Annotated in this window: 18 protein-coding genes; 9 read left to right on the forward strand and 9 right to left on the reverse strand. The window is 54.3% G+C overall.

Going from position 1 to position 16,696, the window contains the following annotated elements; translation table 11 throughout:
- Positions 1 to 82: 82 nt before the first annotated feature.
- Positions 83 to 520, reverse strand: coding sequence for a PACE efflux transporter (locus tag ACRDCA_RS05795; protein WP_438688679.1), 438 nt, complete (start codon positions 518 to 520; stop codon positions 83 to 85).
- Positions 521 to 639: 119 nt separating this feature from the next.
- Between ACRDCA_RS05795 and ACRDCA_RS05800 the strand changes: the two genes are divergently transcribed.
- Both ACRDCA_RS05800 and ACRDCA_RS05805 read left to right on the forward strand, forming a co-directional pair.
- Positions 640 to 1,527 carry a LysR family transcriptional regulator gene (locus ACRDCA_RS05800; protein WP_438688680.1) on the forward strand — a complete coding sequence of 296 codons (888 nt, stop codon included), beginning with the start codon at positions 640 to 642 and terminating at the stop codon, positions 1,525 to 1,527.
- A gap of 226 nt (positions 1,528 to 1,753) precedes the next feature.
- A complete protein-coding gene (locus ACRDCA_RS05805) occupies positions 1,754 to 2,380 on the forward strand; it encodes a LysE family translocator (RefSeq protein ID WP_438688681.1) in 627 nt (208 codons plus the stop codon).
- Positions 2,381 to 2,382: 2 nt separating this feature from the next.
- Here the strand turns inward: ACRDCA_RS05805 and ACRDCA_RS05810 are convergent, their stop codons facing one another.
- Positions 2,383 to 2,946, reverse strand: coding sequence for a DedA family protein (locus ACRDCA_RS05810; protein WP_438688682.1), 564 nt, complete (start codon positions 2,944 to 2,946; stop codon positions 2,383 to 2,385).
- Positions 2,947 to 3,099: 153 nt separating this feature from the next.
- Here ACRDCA_RS05810 and ACRDCA_RS05815 point away from each other — a divergent pair, with 153 nt between their 5' ends.
- The 6 genes from ACRDCA_RS05815 to ACRDCA_RS05840 all read left to right on the forward strand — a co-directional run bounded on the left by ACRDCA_RS05815 (position 3,100) and on the right by ACRDCA_RS05840 (position 9,302).
- On the forward strand, positions 3,100 to 4,419 hold the full coding sequence (locus tag ACRDCA_RS05815) for a sensor histidine kinase (protein WP_438688683.1): 1,320 nt from the start codon (positions 3,100 to 3,102) through the stop codon (positions 4,417 to 4,419).
- The gene (locus ACRDCA_RS05820; protein WP_438688684.1) at positions 4,419 to 5,042 is read left to right on the forward strand and encodes a response regulator transcription factor; all 624 of its coding nucleotides are present in this window, start codon (positions 4,419 to 4,421) and stop codon (positions 5,040 to 5,042) included. The genes ACRDCA_RS05815 and ACRDCA_RS05820 overlap by 1 nt, the downstream gene beginning before the upstream one ends.
- 110 nt (positions 5,043 to 5,152) lie before the next feature.
- A complete protein-coding gene (locus ACRDCA_RS05825) occupies positions 5,153 to 5,836 on the forward strand; it encodes an outer membrane protein (protein WP_438688685.1) in 684 nt (227 codons plus the stop codon).
- A gap of 198 nt (positions 5,837 to 6,034) precedes the next feature.
- Entirely contained in the window at positions 6,035 to 7,138 is a 1,104-nt protein-coding gene (locus ACRDCA_RS05830) for an adenosylhomocysteinase (RefSeq protein ID WP_438688686.1), read from the forward strand.
- Positions 7,139 to 7,294: 156 nt separating this feature from the next.
- A complete protein-coding gene (pbpG, locus tag ACRDCA_RS05835) occupies positions 7,295 to 8,224 on the forward strand; it encodes a D-alanyl-D-alanine endopeptidase (protein WP_438688723.1) in 930 nt (309 codons plus the stop codon).
- A gap of 157 nt (positions 8,225 to 8,381) precedes the next feature.
- Positions 8,382 to 9,302, forward strand: a complete 921-nt coding sequence (locus ACRDCA_RS05840) for a DUF808 domain-containing protein (protein ID WP_438688687.1) — start codon at positions 8,382 to 8,384, stop codon at positions 9,300 to 9,302.
- 293 nt (positions 9,303 to 9,595) lie between these two features.
- Here ACRDCA_RS05840 and ACRDCA_RS05845 read toward each other — a convergent pair whose 3' ends face one another.
- The 6 genes from ACRDCA_RS05845 to ACRDCA_RS05870 form a co-directional block, all read right to left on the reverse strand.
- On the reverse strand, positions 9,596 to 10,144 hold the full coding sequence (locus tag ACRDCA_RS05845; protein ID WP_438688688.1) for a GNAT family N-acetyltransferase: 549 nt from the start codon (positions 10,142 to 10,144) through the stop codon (positions 9,596 to 9,598).
- A gap of 188 nt (positions 10,145 to 10,332) precedes the next feature.
- Positions 10,333 to 11,358: a MerR family transcriptional regulator gene (locus ACRDCA_RS05850; protein ID WP_438688689.1), complete on the reverse strand. Its 1,026-nt coding sequence runs from the start codon at positions 11,356 to 11,358 to the stop codon at positions 10,333 to 10,335.
- Between the two features lie 131 nt (positions 11,359 to 11,489).
- Positions 11,490 to 12,302 (reverse strand): MetQ/NlpA family lipoprotein, encoded by an 813-nt coding sequence (locus tag ACRDCA_RS05855; RefSeq protein ID WP_438688690.1) that lies wholly within the window; start codon positions 12,300 to 12,302, stop codon positions 11,490 to 11,492.
- A 118-nt stretch (positions 12,303 to 12,420) separates the two neighbouring features.
- Positions 12,421 to 13,254 (reverse strand): DUF1460 domain-containing protein, encoded by an 834-nt coding sequence (locus ACRDCA_RS05860; protein WP_438688691.1) that lies wholly within the window; start codon positions 13,252 to 13,254, stop codon positions 12,421 to 12,423.
- A gap of 62 nt (positions 13,255 to 13,316) precedes the next feature.
- On the reverse strand, positions 13,317 to 13,859 hold the full coding sequence (locus ACRDCA_RS05865) for a GNAT family N-acetyltransferase (RefSeq protein ID WP_438688692.1): 543 nt from the start codon (positions 13,857 to 13,859) through the stop codon (positions 13,317 to 13,319).
- Positions 13,860 to 14,327: an acyltransferase gene (locus ACRDCA_RS05870; protein WP_438688693.1), complete on the reverse strand. Its 468-nt coding sequence runs from the start codon at positions 14,325 to 14,327 to the stop codon at positions 13,860 to 13,862.
- A gap of 204 nt (positions 14,328 to 14,531) precedes the next feature.
- On the opposite strand from ACRDCA_RS05870, the gene ACRDCA_RS05875 reads away from it, so the two are divergent.
- Positions 14,532 to 15,122 (forward strand): Yip1 family protein, encoded by a 591-nt coding sequence (locus ACRDCA_RS05875; RefSeq protein WP_438688694.1) that lies wholly within the window; start codon positions 14,532 to 14,534, stop codon positions 15,120 to 15,122.
- Positions 15,123 to 15,183: 61 nt separating this feature from the next.
- Here ACRDCA_RS05875 and ACRDCA_RS05880 read toward each other — a convergent pair whose 3' ends face one another.
- A complete protein-coding gene (locus ACRDCA_RS05880; RefSeq protein ID WP_438688695.1) occupies positions 15,184 to 16,557 on the reverse strand; it encodes an NAD-dependent succinate-semialdehyde dehydrogenase in 1,374 nt (457 codons plus the stop codon).
- Positions 16,558 to 16,696 lie beyond the last annotated feature (139 nt).

A 16,696-nucleotide genomic window follows, 5' to 3' on the forward strand; every position in this document is an offset into this window, starting at 1 on the left:
ATTATCGGGTGAAGGGGGAATGAAGATTTATCGGCCAATAGACTCTCCTTCTGCCCATTGCAGGGCAGAAGGAGAGCTTCACTCAGGCCGATTCGGCGGCAGGCAGGGCGGAGGTCGGCAAGCCGAATATCTTGTCGAAGGCCCAGTTAAACACAAAGGTATAGCAGGGGATGATCACGATCAGCGCCATATCCAGCAGGAAGGCCTGCACCAGAGAAATCTCCATCCACCAGGCGATCAGCGGGATCAGATAAACCACCAGCGTCAGTTGGAAGCCTACCGCGTGCAGAATGCGGCGTTTCAGCGTGCGGGTGCGCGAAGCCTGGCGGCTTTCCCAGAATTCGAACAGGTAGTTGTAAATCACGTTCCAGCTGACGGCGATGGTGGTGATGATCACCGCCAAAGGCCCGGTGCTGCTGGGGGCGGTGCCGGAAAGCAGTGCCAGCCCAAGGGCCGAAATGACCATGCCGATAATTTCATAAGCGGTCACGTAGACCAGTTTGCGTTTCACGCCTTGCATGCTTTTCTCCTGCGTTATGTTTCGTGCCTGATGACGTCCGGCAGCCCGATGCGTAAGATAACGTCAATACTATTGATAGATAAAGTCAGGAGCTGTCAGTTTAACTGATAGATGAGGCGATGAATTTTTCCAGTGACAATATCGAACTGTTTTTGGCGGTGCTGGATCGCGGTTCTTTTTCTGCGGCGGCCAGGGCGCTGCGGCGTGTGCCTTCGGCGGTCAGCATGGGGATTGCCAATATGGAAGCGGAGCTGGGCTTTCAGCTGTTTGACCGCTCGCACCGCGAACCGGTGCCCACCGCGCTGGCTTTGGCGCTGGCTCCCCACGCACGCCTGATCGCCGAACAGCTCAAGCAGTTGCAGATCCATGCCATTGAGCTTTCCCAGGGGTTGGAGGGCAGGTTGTCGATCGGTGTAGCATCGGATATCAACAGCAGTGGTTTGCTGGCGGCGGTGAAAACGTTGGCCGAACGTTATCCCTTGTTGGATATCGAGGTGCTGACCGCGCCGCAAGATGAGGTGTTGCATCTGCTCCATCAGCAGCGGGTTAGCCTGTGTCTGGCGTTCGGTGGGCTGGATGTTAACAGCCAGGAGCAGTTTCACTTTGTGGGCAGCGAGTCGTTGGTGGCAACCATAGCGGCACAGCATTCGGCCCTGGGAGCGACGGGTGCCGAGTTGTTTCTGGAGGAACTGGTCAATGTGCGGCAGATCGTGGTAGCCAGCCGTGACTTGCCTATGGCCGACAAACGCCCACAGGTAGCAGAATTCTTCTGGCGTACCGACAGCTTGCCAATGGCGTTAAGCATGGTGGAGGCAGGGCTGGGCTGGGGCAATTTCCCGCTATCGTTAACGGCACCTTTGCTGGAACAGGGCCGGCTAATCCGGTTGAAATTTAAAAATACCAAAAACGAACTGCGCCTGCCGATGCACCTGATCTGGCTGAAGAACCAGCCGCAACAAAAGGCAGCGCGGGAACTGGTAGAGTTGATGATGCATCCCTCACACTAGTCTACTCCCTGTACAGTTCGGGGACATGGTAGACAGGTGTTCAAGGACATGGTGAACACTTTTTGTGTTGCAGCACTGGCCAACCAAGTGTGCCGGCCAGCTTCCTCTCCCTGTGGGAGTGGGCTGGGGGGAGGGGCATTTTGACTCCTGTATCTTCACGTTTCTATTGCTTTTATTTTGGCCGCCGCGTTAATTTGAATGACGGGATATGGCGAAGGGAAAGGACATGATCAACGACACGCTGCTATCGGTACTCAGTATTACCGGGGCGATAACGCTAGGGGCGATGAGCCCAGGGCAAAGTTTTATTCTGGTAGCGCGCACTGCGGTGGCTTCATCACGGCGCGATGGGATGGCGGTGGCATTGGGGATGGGGATCGGCTGTTTTATCTTTGCCTTGATTGCGCTATTGGGGTTGCAGTCGCTGCTGGTGGCATTGCCTTGGCTGTATACCACACTGAAAATGCTGGGGGGCGCCTATCTGATCTATCTGGCGTTCAAAATGCTGCGTGGAGCCAATCAGCCTTTGGTGATCGAAGCCGTTGGCGGCCAGCAGCTAGGCTTTCGCCGGGCGTTTACCACCGGGCTATTGACCCAGTTGGGCAACCCGAACACCGCCATCGTGTTCGGCAGCGTATTTGCGGCATTGCTTAGTCATAAAATACCGATGGTGTTGTACATCGTGTTACCGTTGATCGCATTGGTCGTCGATCTGTTGTGGTATGCCTTTGTGGCGTTTGTGCTGTCGTCACCGCGTCCGCGCCGCGTGTACCTGCGTTTCAAAGCCTGGTTCGATCGCCTCGGCGGCAGCGTATTGGCCCTGTTGGGCCTGAAGCTGATGTTTAACAAGTAGCCTTATTGAGGTTGCCGCCGCCGCCACCAGTAGCGCAGCAGCAGGATGGCGGCAATCACCACCACGCAGAACAGCAGGCTATACAGCTTTTTGTCACTGCCGCTGACGAAGCTGCTGATGGCCTGCCCACCAAAATAGCCGAGCAGAACAAATAGCGTTGCCCATAGGATGGCTCCCAGGATATTCAGCGGGATAAAGCGTGATGGGGGCAGCTTGCTGGCGCCGATCAGCACCGGGCCGATAAGACGGAATCCGTACATAAAACGCACGCCAATCACAAACAGGATCGGGTGGCTGGCAATCAGCTTTTGGGCGCGTTCAATACGCGCCTGTTGGCTCTCGATACGGGCAAGCACCCGCCCGCCGAAATGGCGTCCGGCAAAATAGAGCACCTGATCGCCCAAGGCGCCGCCAATCGCCACCACCGCAATCACCAGCGGCAGGCGTAGCAACCCGTTATGTGCCGCAATCCCCCCCAGCAGGGTGATGGTTTCACCTTCAAGCAGGCAGCCGATGAACAGCGCCCAGTAGCCGTATTGGGTAATGTAGTGGGCCAAATCTGTCATTGTTGTTCCTTGGTCACGATGAAATAGGATTATAACACCCTGTCCTGGCAACGGCAGATGAATTGAGGCAGCCCGATCTTAATAATAGATTCTTGCATTGGCATAGTGTTTAATCCGTTATTAATAAAGGCGTCTGCATGACATGGAGTTATTATGCTCAAAGTAGGTCTCTGGTTGTTTTTATCCCTGCTTTCAGGGAGCGGGGTGATAATTTATGCCTTGCAACAGCAATATGAAGAGCAATCAGTTACCTATCGTATTTTATATCGCGAGGTCACGGTTAAATTATCCCAGCTTGAAACGGTGCTTTCTTTGCTGTCCGTGACCAGCGATCCTGCCATTGTCCAGCAAAAATTCCCGCAGATTGTTGCCTGGAAACCGGTGCCCAAGGCGGATACCAACCCAACGTTGATGCCAACCGGCGAGGGAACTTATTGGCTGGCGAACCCGAATTTTTCGCTGTTGATTGATCTCGGCACACTACTGGCAGACATTCCTCAGAGTCATAACTTTCGCCATATTAGCCTGAGTTGGCGCAATACACCTTTGTTTGAGCAGGGAAAGGGGGCTCAAACCAGCTACTGGCGTTGGGATAAAGGAGTAAACAGCGCCTTGCAGCCTTTTGAATTATCCGCCGGAAACGATCCGGATATGGCCCGTTTACCTTGGCTGATGTGCATACTGCTGTCTGCTTTCTGGGCTGTCATGATTTATTTTATCGGCCAGTATCGGTTACAAAAACACCAACATCATATTGCCGTTTTGCGTGAACATTTCTCCCAATTGACGCGGCTTAACGCCATGGGGGAAATTACCGCCGGTATGGTGCATGAATTGAATCAGCCACTGACGGCCATCTTGAGTTATAACCAGACAGCCCTGCGCCTGATTAACCAGCAGCAGCCGGATCAAGCTGCACCATTGCTTGATGCTGCGGTGATACAAATCAAACGGATCGGCACGTTGCTGTTGCAGTTTCGGCAAAAGTTGGCTCATGACCATGTGGTTTACCAGCAGGTCGATCTGCATCAGGTCTGGCTGCGTGTCACGATGCTATTGGAAGAGGAGATAAGCCGCGGAAAGGTCAAAATCATTAACCGGTTACCGGCCACGTTGCCTGCATTGTGGGCCGATCCTTTGCAGGTTGAACAGATTTTCCATAACATCGTGACCAATGCCATTCAGGCCCAGCAACACCACAACCCGGGTAGGGCGTGGATAGCCATTGATGCCGAGCATGCGGATCAAACTATCCGTCTGAGGATCACCGACGGCGGCCCCGGCCTTTCTGATCAAGCTTTGCAACAGATCTTTATCCCCTTCTTCACCACCCGCCAAGAGGGATTGGGGCTGGGAATGGCGCTGACAGAAACCCTGGTTCAGCGTCTTGATGGTACGATCACCGCGGAAAATATTGCCAGCCAAGGTGCCTGTTTTACCCTGTGTTTCCCGCTTAACACTCAGGAGGAGTGATGGAACAGCTTATTTATCTGATTGATGACGATCATGCCATCCGCTGTTCACTCAGTTCGCTATTGGCCACCATGGGCTGGCGAACGGTAACATTCCAAAATACCCTGGATTTTCAGCAGAATATTTCTGACCCGCAGGCGTTATCCGGCTGCTTGTTGCTGGATATCCGTATGCCGGGTAAAAGTGGTTTAACGTTGCTCGAAGAGTGGCAACAGCAAGGTCTGGAGTTTCCCGTGATCATTATGACGGGGCACGGAAATATTGAGCTGTGTCGCCGGGCCTTCAAAAATGGCGCATTTGAATTCCTGACCAAACCGATTGACGCCGATTTGCTGATCGAAACGGTGAGTGGTGCCCTGGAGCATCAGCGAGTTTTACAGCAACAGCGGCAAGAAATGGCTGAATTGAAAGAAAAAATCAGCACCCTGTCGGCACGGGAACAAGAGGTCACCGGGCTGATTATGGCAGGGAAATCGAGTAAGGAAATTGCCAATGAGCTGATCCTTTCACCACGCACGGTGGAGGCTCATCGTGCCAATGTGTTTGCCAAATTGGGTATTAATTCTTCGGTGAAGTTAATGAAGATCTATGGGGCGTTATTCTCCCTGGAAAGGGTTAAGTAAAAATACCTAGAGGGGTAGGTAGTTGACCGAATTGTTCTACTGCACCTCGCTGGTTATTTTAGATGAGTCTTTATTACTCATCATAAATAACCTTTTCAAGCGAGGAACGCATGAATATCAAACCTGTCTTAATGATGGTTTCTTTAGCCGCTATTTCCTGTAGTGCTGTCGCCGATGATTATTTGTCCGGCTATTACGCAGCGGCCAAATTACTGCATGCCAGACAATCCGCCGAGAATATGGACACCAGCAGCCGCCCTGGAGTCGGTCAATTTGTCAGCGGTGATGAAAAACATAACTTCTATAACGGGTCTATCGCCGCAGGCTACCAATTTGGCAATGGCTGGCGCAGCGAGGCGGAGTATGTGTTCAAAAAGAAAAGTGAATACACCAGCGGTTCAACGACCTTTGCCAGCAGCTACAACCACCATAAAGTGGACGCAGAGCGCCTGATGCTCAACGTTTATCGCGACTATGCGTTAGGCTACAATTTCTCGCTGTACGGTACGGTGGGTTTGGGGGTCGCCAAGGTGAAGTCCGATGGTTGGCAGGGTAATACGTCACGTCAATATGCCTCAAGCACGCAAAATAACCTGGCTTATGCTATAGGTGCCGGGGTCAGCTATGCCGCGATGGAACGCCTCAGCTTTGATTTAGGCTATCGCTACGTTGACATGGGCAATATTGAAAGTGGTTATAATAACTTCACCAACGCCCGTGGATTGAAAGATGAGCAAATGAAAGCACGTTTGGTTTCCAGCGAGTTTGCTTTAGGCGTGCGTTATCTGTTCTAACCTTATCGTTGATGTCGGGCCGCCAGGCTCGGCAATCATCAAGCAGGCCCTCCAGAAGCATCAATAACCTCAGCATTACCTCTGCCATGATAGTCACCTCGGTTTTTGAGTTCGATCTGAGTGATAATAGTCGCCATGCGGTTAAGATGGGATCATTCGGCCATGCCCCGGCGGCGTGGCGTAGTAGAGGAGTAACTGATGTATCAGGATTTTGACAGTGAGTTGAAATGGGCCATGCGACATATGCCGCGTACCCGAGCGGCAGTGGCAGCGTTACCGGATCTGCACGGCGTGCGTCTGGCGTGTAACATGCACCTGGATCTGAAAATGGCCCCGTTGGTTGCCGGGTTATTGGATAAAGGGGCCGCCATCTATCTCACCACCTGCAATCCGACCACGGTGCAGGATGACGTAGTGGCCTGGCTGGAACGCCACGGTGCCGAGGCGCACGCCTGGCGTGATATGAGCGATGCCGATTGGTCTGACTCTTTCGATCGTGCGCTGGCCTGGGGGCCGACTCACCTGTGCGAGATGGGGGCCGATCTGACCACCCGCCTGCACCAATCCGCTAACGGCCCGCAGATCAAGGCCGGGCTGGAAGCAACCGGTTCAGGCATCAGCCGCCTGGGAGGTATTGCCCCACGTTACCCGATCTTTAACTGGGATGACCTGCCGGTAAAAGAAGGGCTGCATAATCGCCATATGGTTGGCTTGACCGCCTGGCATACCTTCTTCCAGACCACTCACCTGACGCTGCACGAAAAATGTGTAGTGGTGATTGGTTACGGGCTGGTTGGTCAGGGTGTGGCCGCTTCTGCCAAGGCCTACGGTGGGCAAGTTATCGTGGCGGAAATCGATCCGGCCCGTGCTTTGCAGGCGCGTTACGATGGTTGGGCGGTGGTTGATTTAGCCACTGCCATAGAACAGGCCGACGTCATTGCCACGGCCACCGGGGCCAAGAACGTGCTGTCTGCACGGCACCTGGAGCGGGCCAAGGATGGGGTGTTTATCCTCAACGTTGGGCATGTGGCGGAAGAGATCGACGTTGCTTTCCTGCAAGCCTTGCCGCACCGCGAGCCAATGCCATTTGTGAATGCTTACCAACTGGCAGACAAAACGCTGTATCTGCTGGCCAACGGGTCGATGTTCAACCTGACGGCGGGTTACGGCGACAGCCTGAACGCCTTCGATGTGACCCTGGCCGTGATGGCCGCCGGGATCGGGCATATTGTTGGGGCCGGTGAGCAGCATGAGGCCGGATTGTACCTGTTGCCTCAATCTGCCTGGCAACCAGCGCTGTAACTTTTATCTCGCGGGCGTACAAGCCAGTACGCTCGCGGTTTGCACAAATTTTGTGCCGTTAAGATTTGTCACAAATAGCTACTCACAATCACAGTGCAATTCTATAGCCCTCACTTATAATTCATCGCAGTCGGTTCTCTCCTCCGTTACAGAGTAATACTTGTGAAAATCCGTGTTTTGGTTCTAACCCTGCTCGCGTTACAAGCGGGTACCGGCTTGGTGCCGCGTGCATTAGCCAGTGAAAAAACCGCCGCAGTGCACGCCAGCCAACCGGAGTTGGCTTCTGGCAGCGCTATGGTGCTGGATATGCAAACGCATCGGGTGATTTATTCACGTAACCCTGATGAAGTGGTCCCTATCGCCTCAATCACCAAGCTGATGACGGCGATGGTGACTTTGGATGCCCGCCTGCCACTGGATGAAATGCTGTCGGTTGATATCAGCCAGACGCCAGAAATGAAAGGCATTTACTCGCGGGTGCGTTTGAACAGCGAAATCAGCCGCAAGGATATGCTGCTGTTGGCGCTGATGTCGTCGGAAAACCGTGCTGCGGCCAGTTTGGCGCATCATTATCCCGGCGGCTATGGGGCATTTATTCGGGCGATGAATGCCAAGGCCAAAGCGCTGGGCATGACCAATACGCATTACGTTGAACCGACCGGACTTTCGATTCATAACGTCTCTACTGCCCGTGACCTCACCAAGTTGATGCTGGCGACCAAACAGTACCCGCTGATCGGCCAGTTGAGCACCACCACCGAGCGGATGGCGACCTTCAAGGATCCCAACTATACCTTGCCGTTTCGCAATACCAACCACCTGGTCTACAACCAGAAATGGAATATCCAGCTGACCAAAACCGGATTTACCAATCAGGCGGGGCATTGCCTGGCGATGCGTACCGTGATCGGCAACCGTTCCGTTTCGCTGGTCGTGTTGGACGCCTTCGGCAAATACACCCATTTCGCCGATGCCAGCCGTCTGCGCACCTGGATTGAAACCGGCAAAGTGACGCCGATCCCAGCGGCGGCGCGAGATTATCGCCGTCAGAAAGATGCCGCCCTGGCGAAGAACGACACGGAATAACGTTTTTATTAACCTGCCGTCTAGCGCGGCAGGTTATCGTTTCCCCATCCGTAGGTTAAAACCTCCGTTCTTTCATTAAGATTTCCCCCCTTCATGTTTTCAACCCGCTATGCTAAACCGGTAGGGTGATTTCACCTTTTGATAAGGAAAGTGCATTTTGGCAGGCAGCAGCTTATTAACCCTGATCGACGACATCGCTTCGTTACTGGATGATGTTTCGCTGATGACGAAAATGGCGGCCAAAAAGACCGCCGGGGTGCTGGGAGACGATCTGGCGCTCAATGCCCAACAGGTCAGCGGCGTTAAGGCCGATCGTGAAATACCCGTGGTGTGGAAAGTGGCCAAGGGATCGTTTATCAACAAGGCGATCCTGGTGCCGCTGGCATTGTTGATCAGCGCTTTTGCCCCGTGGGCAATTACGCCGTTGCTGATGGTCGGTGGGGCTTACCTCTGTTTTGAGGGATTTGAAAAGGTTTACCACAGCTTGATGCACCGCAAGGGCGCAGCGGCAGAAGAGCAAGCGGAATTGGATACCAGTGAAGACGTCGCGGTCTATGAACAGCGCAAAATCAAAGGCGCAATTCGCACCGACTTTGTGCTTTCCGCTGAAATTATTGCCATCACGCTGGGGACCGTCGCCGGGGCTACCTTTAGCCAGCAGGTGATTGTGTTGTGTGGCATCGCCATTGTGATGACGGTTGGGGTGTACGGCATCGTGGCGGGTATCGTCAAACTGGACGATCTGGGGTTTTGGTTGGCCCGTAAGCGTAGCGCGATGGCACAATCGATAGGGCGCGGTATCGTCAGTGCTGCACCTTACCTGATGAAAACGCTGTCGGTGGTGGGGACCCTGGCCATGTTTATGGTGGGGGGCGGGATCCTGACCCATGGTTTACCGCCGGTGCATCACCTGTTTACCGACTGGGCGAGTTATTCTACGGTAGTGCCAGGCGTTGGTGAAATCCTCGGGGGCGTCACCCCAACGCTGCTGAACGCGGTGTTTGGCCTGATAGCCGGTGGCGTGGTGATGGTGGTGGTTTCCGGGATAAGCGCACTACGTTCCCGTTTTAAAGCATAACGCTAAAAGGCCCTGCGGGGCCTTTTAGTTTGCTGGCAAACCTTCACCAGACTCACACTTTGGGCGCATTAATGCGCCCAATCATGCAGATAATGAGTACTAGAAGATCAGTTTAAATACGCCGGTAATGGTCAACAGGCCAACAATAAAGATAATCGCAATAATCCACAGAAAAATTTTCATCCGTCTCTCCCGACTGAGTATGTTTAGTGAGTGCGTGAATACACGCTGAGATCGCTAAGCCACGACAGAATTAACTATAGATGAAAATCAGCAGCTTGCCCGGAAACGGCTTAAGGCAGCGAATGATTACCGTCGCTCAGTGGCCGCTGCATGATGTGCGTATCCAGCCAGCCGCCAAATTTAAACCCTACTCCGCTTAAGGTGCCGATGCTGGTGAAGCCCAACTTACGGTGCAGGGCCAGGGAGCCAACGTTGCCTGCGGCATCGCCAATCATCGCCAACATTTGCCGCCACGGGCCGTCTTCACAGCGGGTAATCAATGCGCCAAGCAATGCCTTGCCAATACCGTGCCCCTGCATGCCTTCGGCGACATAGACCGAATCTTCGATGGTATAGCGGTAGGCGGGCCGTGGCCGGTACGTGGTGGCATAACAATACCCCACGACGCGCTCTTCCATTTTCGCCACCAGCCACGGCAACCCCGCAGCCAAGACGTTATTACGGCGTTGTTGCATCTCCTCCAGCGTTGGGGGCGCTTCTTCGAACGAGGCAGGCCCGTAAAGCACATGATGGGCATAGATCTGTTGAATGGCGGCCATATCCTCAATGCTGGCATCGGTGACGCTCAGCGTGGTCTGCGGCAGGGTGGCAAGTGACATAATGTTCCCTTTTATGATGAGAAATCAGAGCATGAAGGCATTATGCACTTTCTCCGAGGGCCAGATAAATTGGCTTTTTATCTGACGGTGATAAGCAAACTCGATAGACAATTAGTTCATGTGCCTGACAGCTGCTCCGTACCAGCTCCCTCGCCCTGTTGGAGAGGATTGGGGTGAGGGGAAATCGCTTATCCCCGCATCAGCTGCATGACGCACTGGCGCAGATAGTCCAGCAGTGCAGGAGTGAGCCAGGTACCTTCGGTCAAGGTCGGCTCCTGCTCCATCGCCTGGCGGATCTTCATCTGGGTGGCCGGATTGTCACTGGCATAGGACTGGAACAGCTCCAGCCAAAGGGCCGCCAACCGTTTTGCCTGGGCCGAATCGGGTGAAACCTCCTGCTTCATGGCCTGCTGGAATTGGGCGATGAGCGGTGGCCATTCGTGAATGCGGTCAAAATAGTGAGCGCGTACATAGGCATACTCGTCGGCAGAAAGATATTGCTGATAGATTTGCAGCTTGGTTTCGGCGAAGGCACGGGTGATGTAATCGGTCATGGCTGGCGTGATCCCCGTTTGTTCGCGCATCGAAGGCTCATCGGCGTGCATGGCATTGAGGCGAGTCAGGAAAGCTGGATTGCCTGCGGTATCACGCTCCAGCGTGCACATCCAACGGCGGCCAATGGCCTGAGCACGCGGATCTTCGGCCAGTACCCCACTATCCATCAACAGCCGTACGCTGCTGACCATCTCCTGCCATTCCCGGTTACGCGTCTCATCGGCCTGATAGAACGGCAGTTGCGCCAGTTCGTCGGCGGTAAAGTATTTGTCGTACATGGTCATCATCTCCAACGTGGTCAGCCAATCATTCAATTCGGGTTCATCACCCTGGGTCAATTGAGCATGCATATGCTGTAAGCGGTTGCGCAAGGTGGTTATTTGCGTCAGTTGCCGCTCAAGCATGGCAATCTGCTGTTCAATCACCGTTGGCAACGCCAGGCCGGAGTGCGCCAGAATGGATTCGATTTCCGCCAGCGCTACCCCCATCCGCCGCAAGGCTTGAATATGATGCAGGCGAGTAATATCTAACCGGTTATACAAACGATAACCCGCATCGGAACGCGCAGAAGGGATCAACAGCCCAATGCTGTGGTAGTAATGCAAGGTTCTTACGGTGATCCCCGAACGACGAGCCAATTCACCTACTTTCAATAACATGCTGAATATCTCCCTGGTGTGTGCAGAGATACTACAGCCTGACGTAACGTGAGGGTCAAGCAGGGAGGAGGGGAATTTTCGTGAAACGTTGCAGGCACCGCTAACCGGCACCTGCAAGAGATAGAGAGACGTTACCAGCCTTTGACAGCACCGCCGTTGAAGATTTTCTCTGCCGCTTTGGCAACCTCATCGGACTCGTAGGCTTTGACGAAGTTCTGCACGTTCTGCGCATCTTTATTATCTTCACGCGCCACCACGATATTGGTGTACGGTGAATCTTTATCCTCGATAAAAATCCCGTCTTTGGTCGGCGTCAGGCCAATCTGGTTGATGTAGGTGGTGCTGATCACCGCCACGGCAACTTTAGGATCGTCCAGCAGTTGGGGTAGCTGCGCGCCTTCCAGTTCCATTATCTGGTAGTTGTGCGGGTTGGCACTGATATCCAGCGAGGTGGGCAGCAGGCCTTTGCCCTGCTTAAGCTCGATCAGCCCAACCTTTTGCAGCAGCAACAGTGCGCGGCCCAGGTTGGTCGGGTCATTGGGGATGGCAATCACCGCGCCGTCCTGCAACTCTGACAGTGATTTGATCTTCTTCGAATAGCCCGCCATCGGGAAGACAAAGGTATTGCCTACCACCACCAGTTTGTAGCCGTGATCTTTATTCTGCTGTTCCAGGAAGGGGCGGTGCTGGAACACGTTGGCATCCAGTTCACCCTTATCGGTGGCATCATTGGGCAGCAGTGAACCGCTGAAACCGATGAGTTCAACGTCCAGGCCGTATTTCTCTTTGGCGACCCGTTTGGCGACTTCTGCCACGTCCTGCTCGGCGCCGTTAATCACGCCAACTTTGATATGGTTCTGATCGGCCTGCTGATCGCACCCTTGTAATAATAGCGTTGCTGCCAATGCTGCGGCCAAAGCCGTGCCGCGCCAAACAATTGCCATGAGTGACTCCCTGTAAAAACAATAAGATCGGTCAGTATTGTGTCAACAGCTAAACCTATGGCCGTAGCCAAGTCAAATGGTTGTTAAGCATAAAATCATCTAGTTAATAACCCGCCGATCAGCGTGGCCGTAACACCACGATGCCCGGCGTATTCAGCACATAGCTGGCAAAGGCCGAGTCCATCACTTTCCTGTTTTCCGGGCGTGAGGAGGCATGGCGCAGCACGGGCCCGCTTTGGGTCATGATAAAGAAGCCGGTATGAGTCACGTCCAGGCCAGGCAGCTTGGTGTAGATGCCGATATAGTCGCCGGTCTGTAATTGGCTTATCAACTGCTGGTCAATAAATTCGCTGGGGATGTAGCTTACGCTACGCTCGGTGACCGCGATGCCAGGCAGGTAAAGTTCCCCATCCGCTTTGCGGTTGAGCTGTTTGACCACGGTGACGGCGTGCGGGCTGAGCTGTGTGGTGACGTCGTCGGCAAGTATCTGGCGGGTGTGCGCCCAGTCGGTGAAGAAATGCTTGCGCTGCTGGAAACTGACATCGCCATTGATGTAGCGCGTCTGGATCACATTCTCGACAAACTGGCTTTCGCTGGTGGCGGTTCTGAGCGCCTCAACGTAATCCAGATAGGTAAAGCAGTCCACCCCGCGCAAATCGATCACCAACTGTTCTGCGGTGGATGCGGAACCGATCAGCCGGTTGGCGACGTAAGGGGTATCGAGGAAAGTCTGTGAGAGCAGCTCGATGGCCTGCCCTTTGTCGATCATTGGCACCGCAGCACGCAGTGCCAGCGCCGCTTGCAGTTTGTTTACTGTGTCATCGTCCATTGCTATCGCCATTGTCAGAGATTTCACCTGTGTTGGTGGTGATTCTACCGGGATTTTGGCCGGTTGTTTACCGCTGCAACCCATCAGGAGCGCGGTGAATAGTATCAGGACCAGGTCACGCATCCCTCTCTCCCAAACGATCATTTGTGCGGCCAGTATGGCTTGCGCCAGCTAAACCAGGCGTATCAATAGCCCACTTCGTTATTGAACGGCAGATACCAGAACAGGGCGATTTCATGATCGGCAATGTCCGGTTGCCCACGATAAAGTAAATGATCGATGCCGCCCAGCACAAAGCCATAGCGCTGATAGCAGCGGCAGGCGTTCAGGTTATTGTTTTGCGTTTCCAGCATCAGCCCGGCGGTGTCCTGATCCCGCGCCCACAGGCGTGCGGTATCCAACAGCGCCGTGGCCACGCCCTGGCGGCGGGCATGGCGGCTAACGGCAATTTCCTCGATCAGCGTGTAGTCGTTCCAGTTTTTGCTGAGCGTGATATGCCCGACGGCCTCCCCCTGATAACGAGCGAGGAAGGTTTCCCCATCGTCATTAAGGAACGGGGCCAGCGGGTAGATTTTATTGAAAGGGAGTACCGGCTGGGTTGGCCAAAGCTCAACGGGCTTATCAAAACAGGGCTGAGCGTAGCAGGCGACGGAAAAGGAAAAATCACCGTATTCCAGGTAACCGAAGGGAAGTGCGGTGATAGCTTCAATGTCGATCGCCGGGTTCAATTATTCCAGCTCCCTTAGCAGTTTGGCAGGATTGCCCGCATAGATGCCTTTGCGGGTAATACTCTTGCTGACCACCGCACCGGCACCAATCACCACGTCATCGCAGATATCTACGGCCAGTATGGTTGCGCCAGAACCCACCGAAACCCGGTTACCGAGCCGCGTATGTCCCCAGCTTGCCGGATTGGCGTTGGGAGTTCCCTGTTTGAACAGGTCGTTGGCAAACATCACGCCGTGGCCGATAAAGCAATCTTCGCCCAGGGTAACGTATTCACAGATAAAGCTGTGCGACTGGATCTTGCTGCGAGCACCTACGCTGACGTTTTTCTGGATCTCGACAAACGGGCCGACGAACACGTCGTCACCCAACTGGCAGCCGTACAGATTGCTGGGTTCGATCACCATCACGTTCTGGCCGGCCTGCACGTTATTGATCCCGCTTTGGCGGGTGCGGATCTTGGCTGTCATGGTTTCCCTCCATCGGGTAGCGCAACATATTGATTATAGTCAGAGTAACCTACTGGCTGCCGGGAGCGTACGTTTTTTCAGCCAAAGACTATAATTGATCCAGGGGCTAGAGCCCGCTAACCGCAACCCTCGCGCGGTGTCAGCGCCGCCAGTGGTGTGTTTCCGTTCGCCGATCGCGGTTGCGGCGAAAAGAGGAGGTGTCTCATGGTCAATCATGTCTGGGGTCTGTTGGCCCATCCCAACGCCGAGCTAAAACAGATTAAAAGCGAGAATGAAACCGTCTCGCACCTATACACCCATCACGTGTTGCTAATGGCGTTGATACCGGTCATCAGTGCGTTCATCGGTACCACCCAGACGGGCTGGCTCTCTGGTGAAGGGCAGGCGATCCGCCTGGATATGTTCACCGCGTTCTACACTGCGGTGGCCTTTTACCTGCTGATGCTGGCCGGTGTGGCGATTATGGGCAAAGTGATCCACTGGATGGCCCGGCGCTATGAGTCACGACCAAGCCTGCATTTGTGCATGGTGTTTGCGGGCTATGTTGCGACCCCGATGTTCCTCAGCGGATTGGTCGCGCTGTATCCGGTGGTGTGGCTGTGTCTGTTTGTCGGGATTATCGGGCTGGCCTACTCGGGTTATCTGCTGTATCTCGGTATTCCGCACTTCCTGAATATCGATCGTAAAGAAGGGTTTCTCTTCTCCAGTTCGACCTTGGCGATCGGCATTCTGGTACTTGAGCTGCTGCTGGGGCTGACGGTATTGCTATGGGGGTATGGTTCCTGGTTATTCTGAAGTGACTTTCGGTAGTTGCCCCTCATACCGTTGCGGCATGAGGGGCATTTTATTTAAAGCATCAGCTGTTACTCACCACCACCAGCTTCTGATTCACGAACTCCTTAATCCCCAGGTCTGACAGTTCCCGGCCAAATCCGGAGCGTTTCACCCCGCCGAACGGCAGTTCAGGTGCGGTATCGGTCAATGAGTTGATATACACCATGCCGGTTTCGATACGGGAGGCCAGCTTTTTGGCGCGCTCGATATTGGTACTGAAGATGGCACCACCGAGCCCGTAGTGAGAATCATTGGCCAGCTTGACGATCTGTTCGTCATCTTTCACCACGTAGACCTGAGCCACCGGGCCGAAGAACTCGGTGAAATAGGCCGGGTTGTCACGGCTGATATGCGTGAGGATGGTAGGCTCAAAGAAGTTACCCTCATGCTGTAACGCCTTACCGCCCAGGTGCAGTTTGGCCCCTTGTTTCACCGCGTCTTTGACCTGTTCGATCAGCCCTTCCAGGGCAGACCTGGAGGATAGTGGGCCGAGCGTAGTTGATACGTCCAGCGGATCGCCCATTTTCACCGCGCGGAAATGGTCGGTGAGTTTTTGCAGGAACTGCTCCGCCACTTTCTCCTGCACGATAAAACGCTTGGCGGCGGTACACACCTGCCCGGCATTGTTCAGCCGTGCCTGAGCGCCCACCTTGGCGGCTTTATCGAGATCGCTGTCATCCAGCACCACGAAAACGTCGTTACCACCAAGCTCCAGCGTCGCCTTTTTCAGCTTCTTGGCAGCCTGAGCCGCCACGATGCTGCCCGCTTTTTCCGAGCCGGTCAGCGCCACACCTTGCACCCGATCGTCGGCGATAATGTCGGCTACCTGATCCTGGGAAATATACAGGTTGGTATAGGCACCTTTTGGCGCACCGGCCTCATGCACCAGCTTTTCGAACGCTTCGGCGCAGTGGGGCACGATGCTGGCATGCTTGACCAACACCGGGTTGCCGGCCGCCAGATTAGGGGCGAGCACGCGCATCAATTGATAAAAAGGGAAGTTCCAAGGCTCGACCGCCATCAACACGCCAATGGGATGATGTTCCACCCAGGCTTCGCCAAGGCTGGACTCATAGCGCACCGGAGCCAGGAATTTTTGCGCATTATCGGCGTAGTAACGCGCAATCTGGGCGCACAGTTTGACTTCGCCACGGCTTTGGGCGATGAGCTTACCCATCTCAACGCTGGCAATGTTAGCCAGTTCCTCTACCCGGCTCTCCATCAGATCGGCCAATTTGTGCAACACCGGCAGGCGCTGAGTGATGTCACCCTTGGCCCAGTCGGAATGATACAGCGCATCGGCCTGTGCCAAGGCCCGCTCCACCTGATCGTCATTATGCGGGGTATATTCTTTAATTAGCTGATTGTTAAAAGGATTTACTGTCTGGTACGGCATGAAATGCTCCTTTCGTCGCTCATGTTGACGCCTGACAGACGCCTTATTCAGAACATTAAGTCTAGACGACAGGGCTGAGGAGGAGGGGCAAAAAGGGCGGTAGTGTGCCAGAACCCCGCTTGCAGAGGCTTAATACAAG

Origin of the sequence: Serratia sp. (in: enterobacteria), assembly GCF_051654945.1 — a bacterium.
Lineage (GTDB): Bacteria > Pseudomonadota > Gammaproteobacteria > Enterobacterales > Enterobacteriaceae > Chania.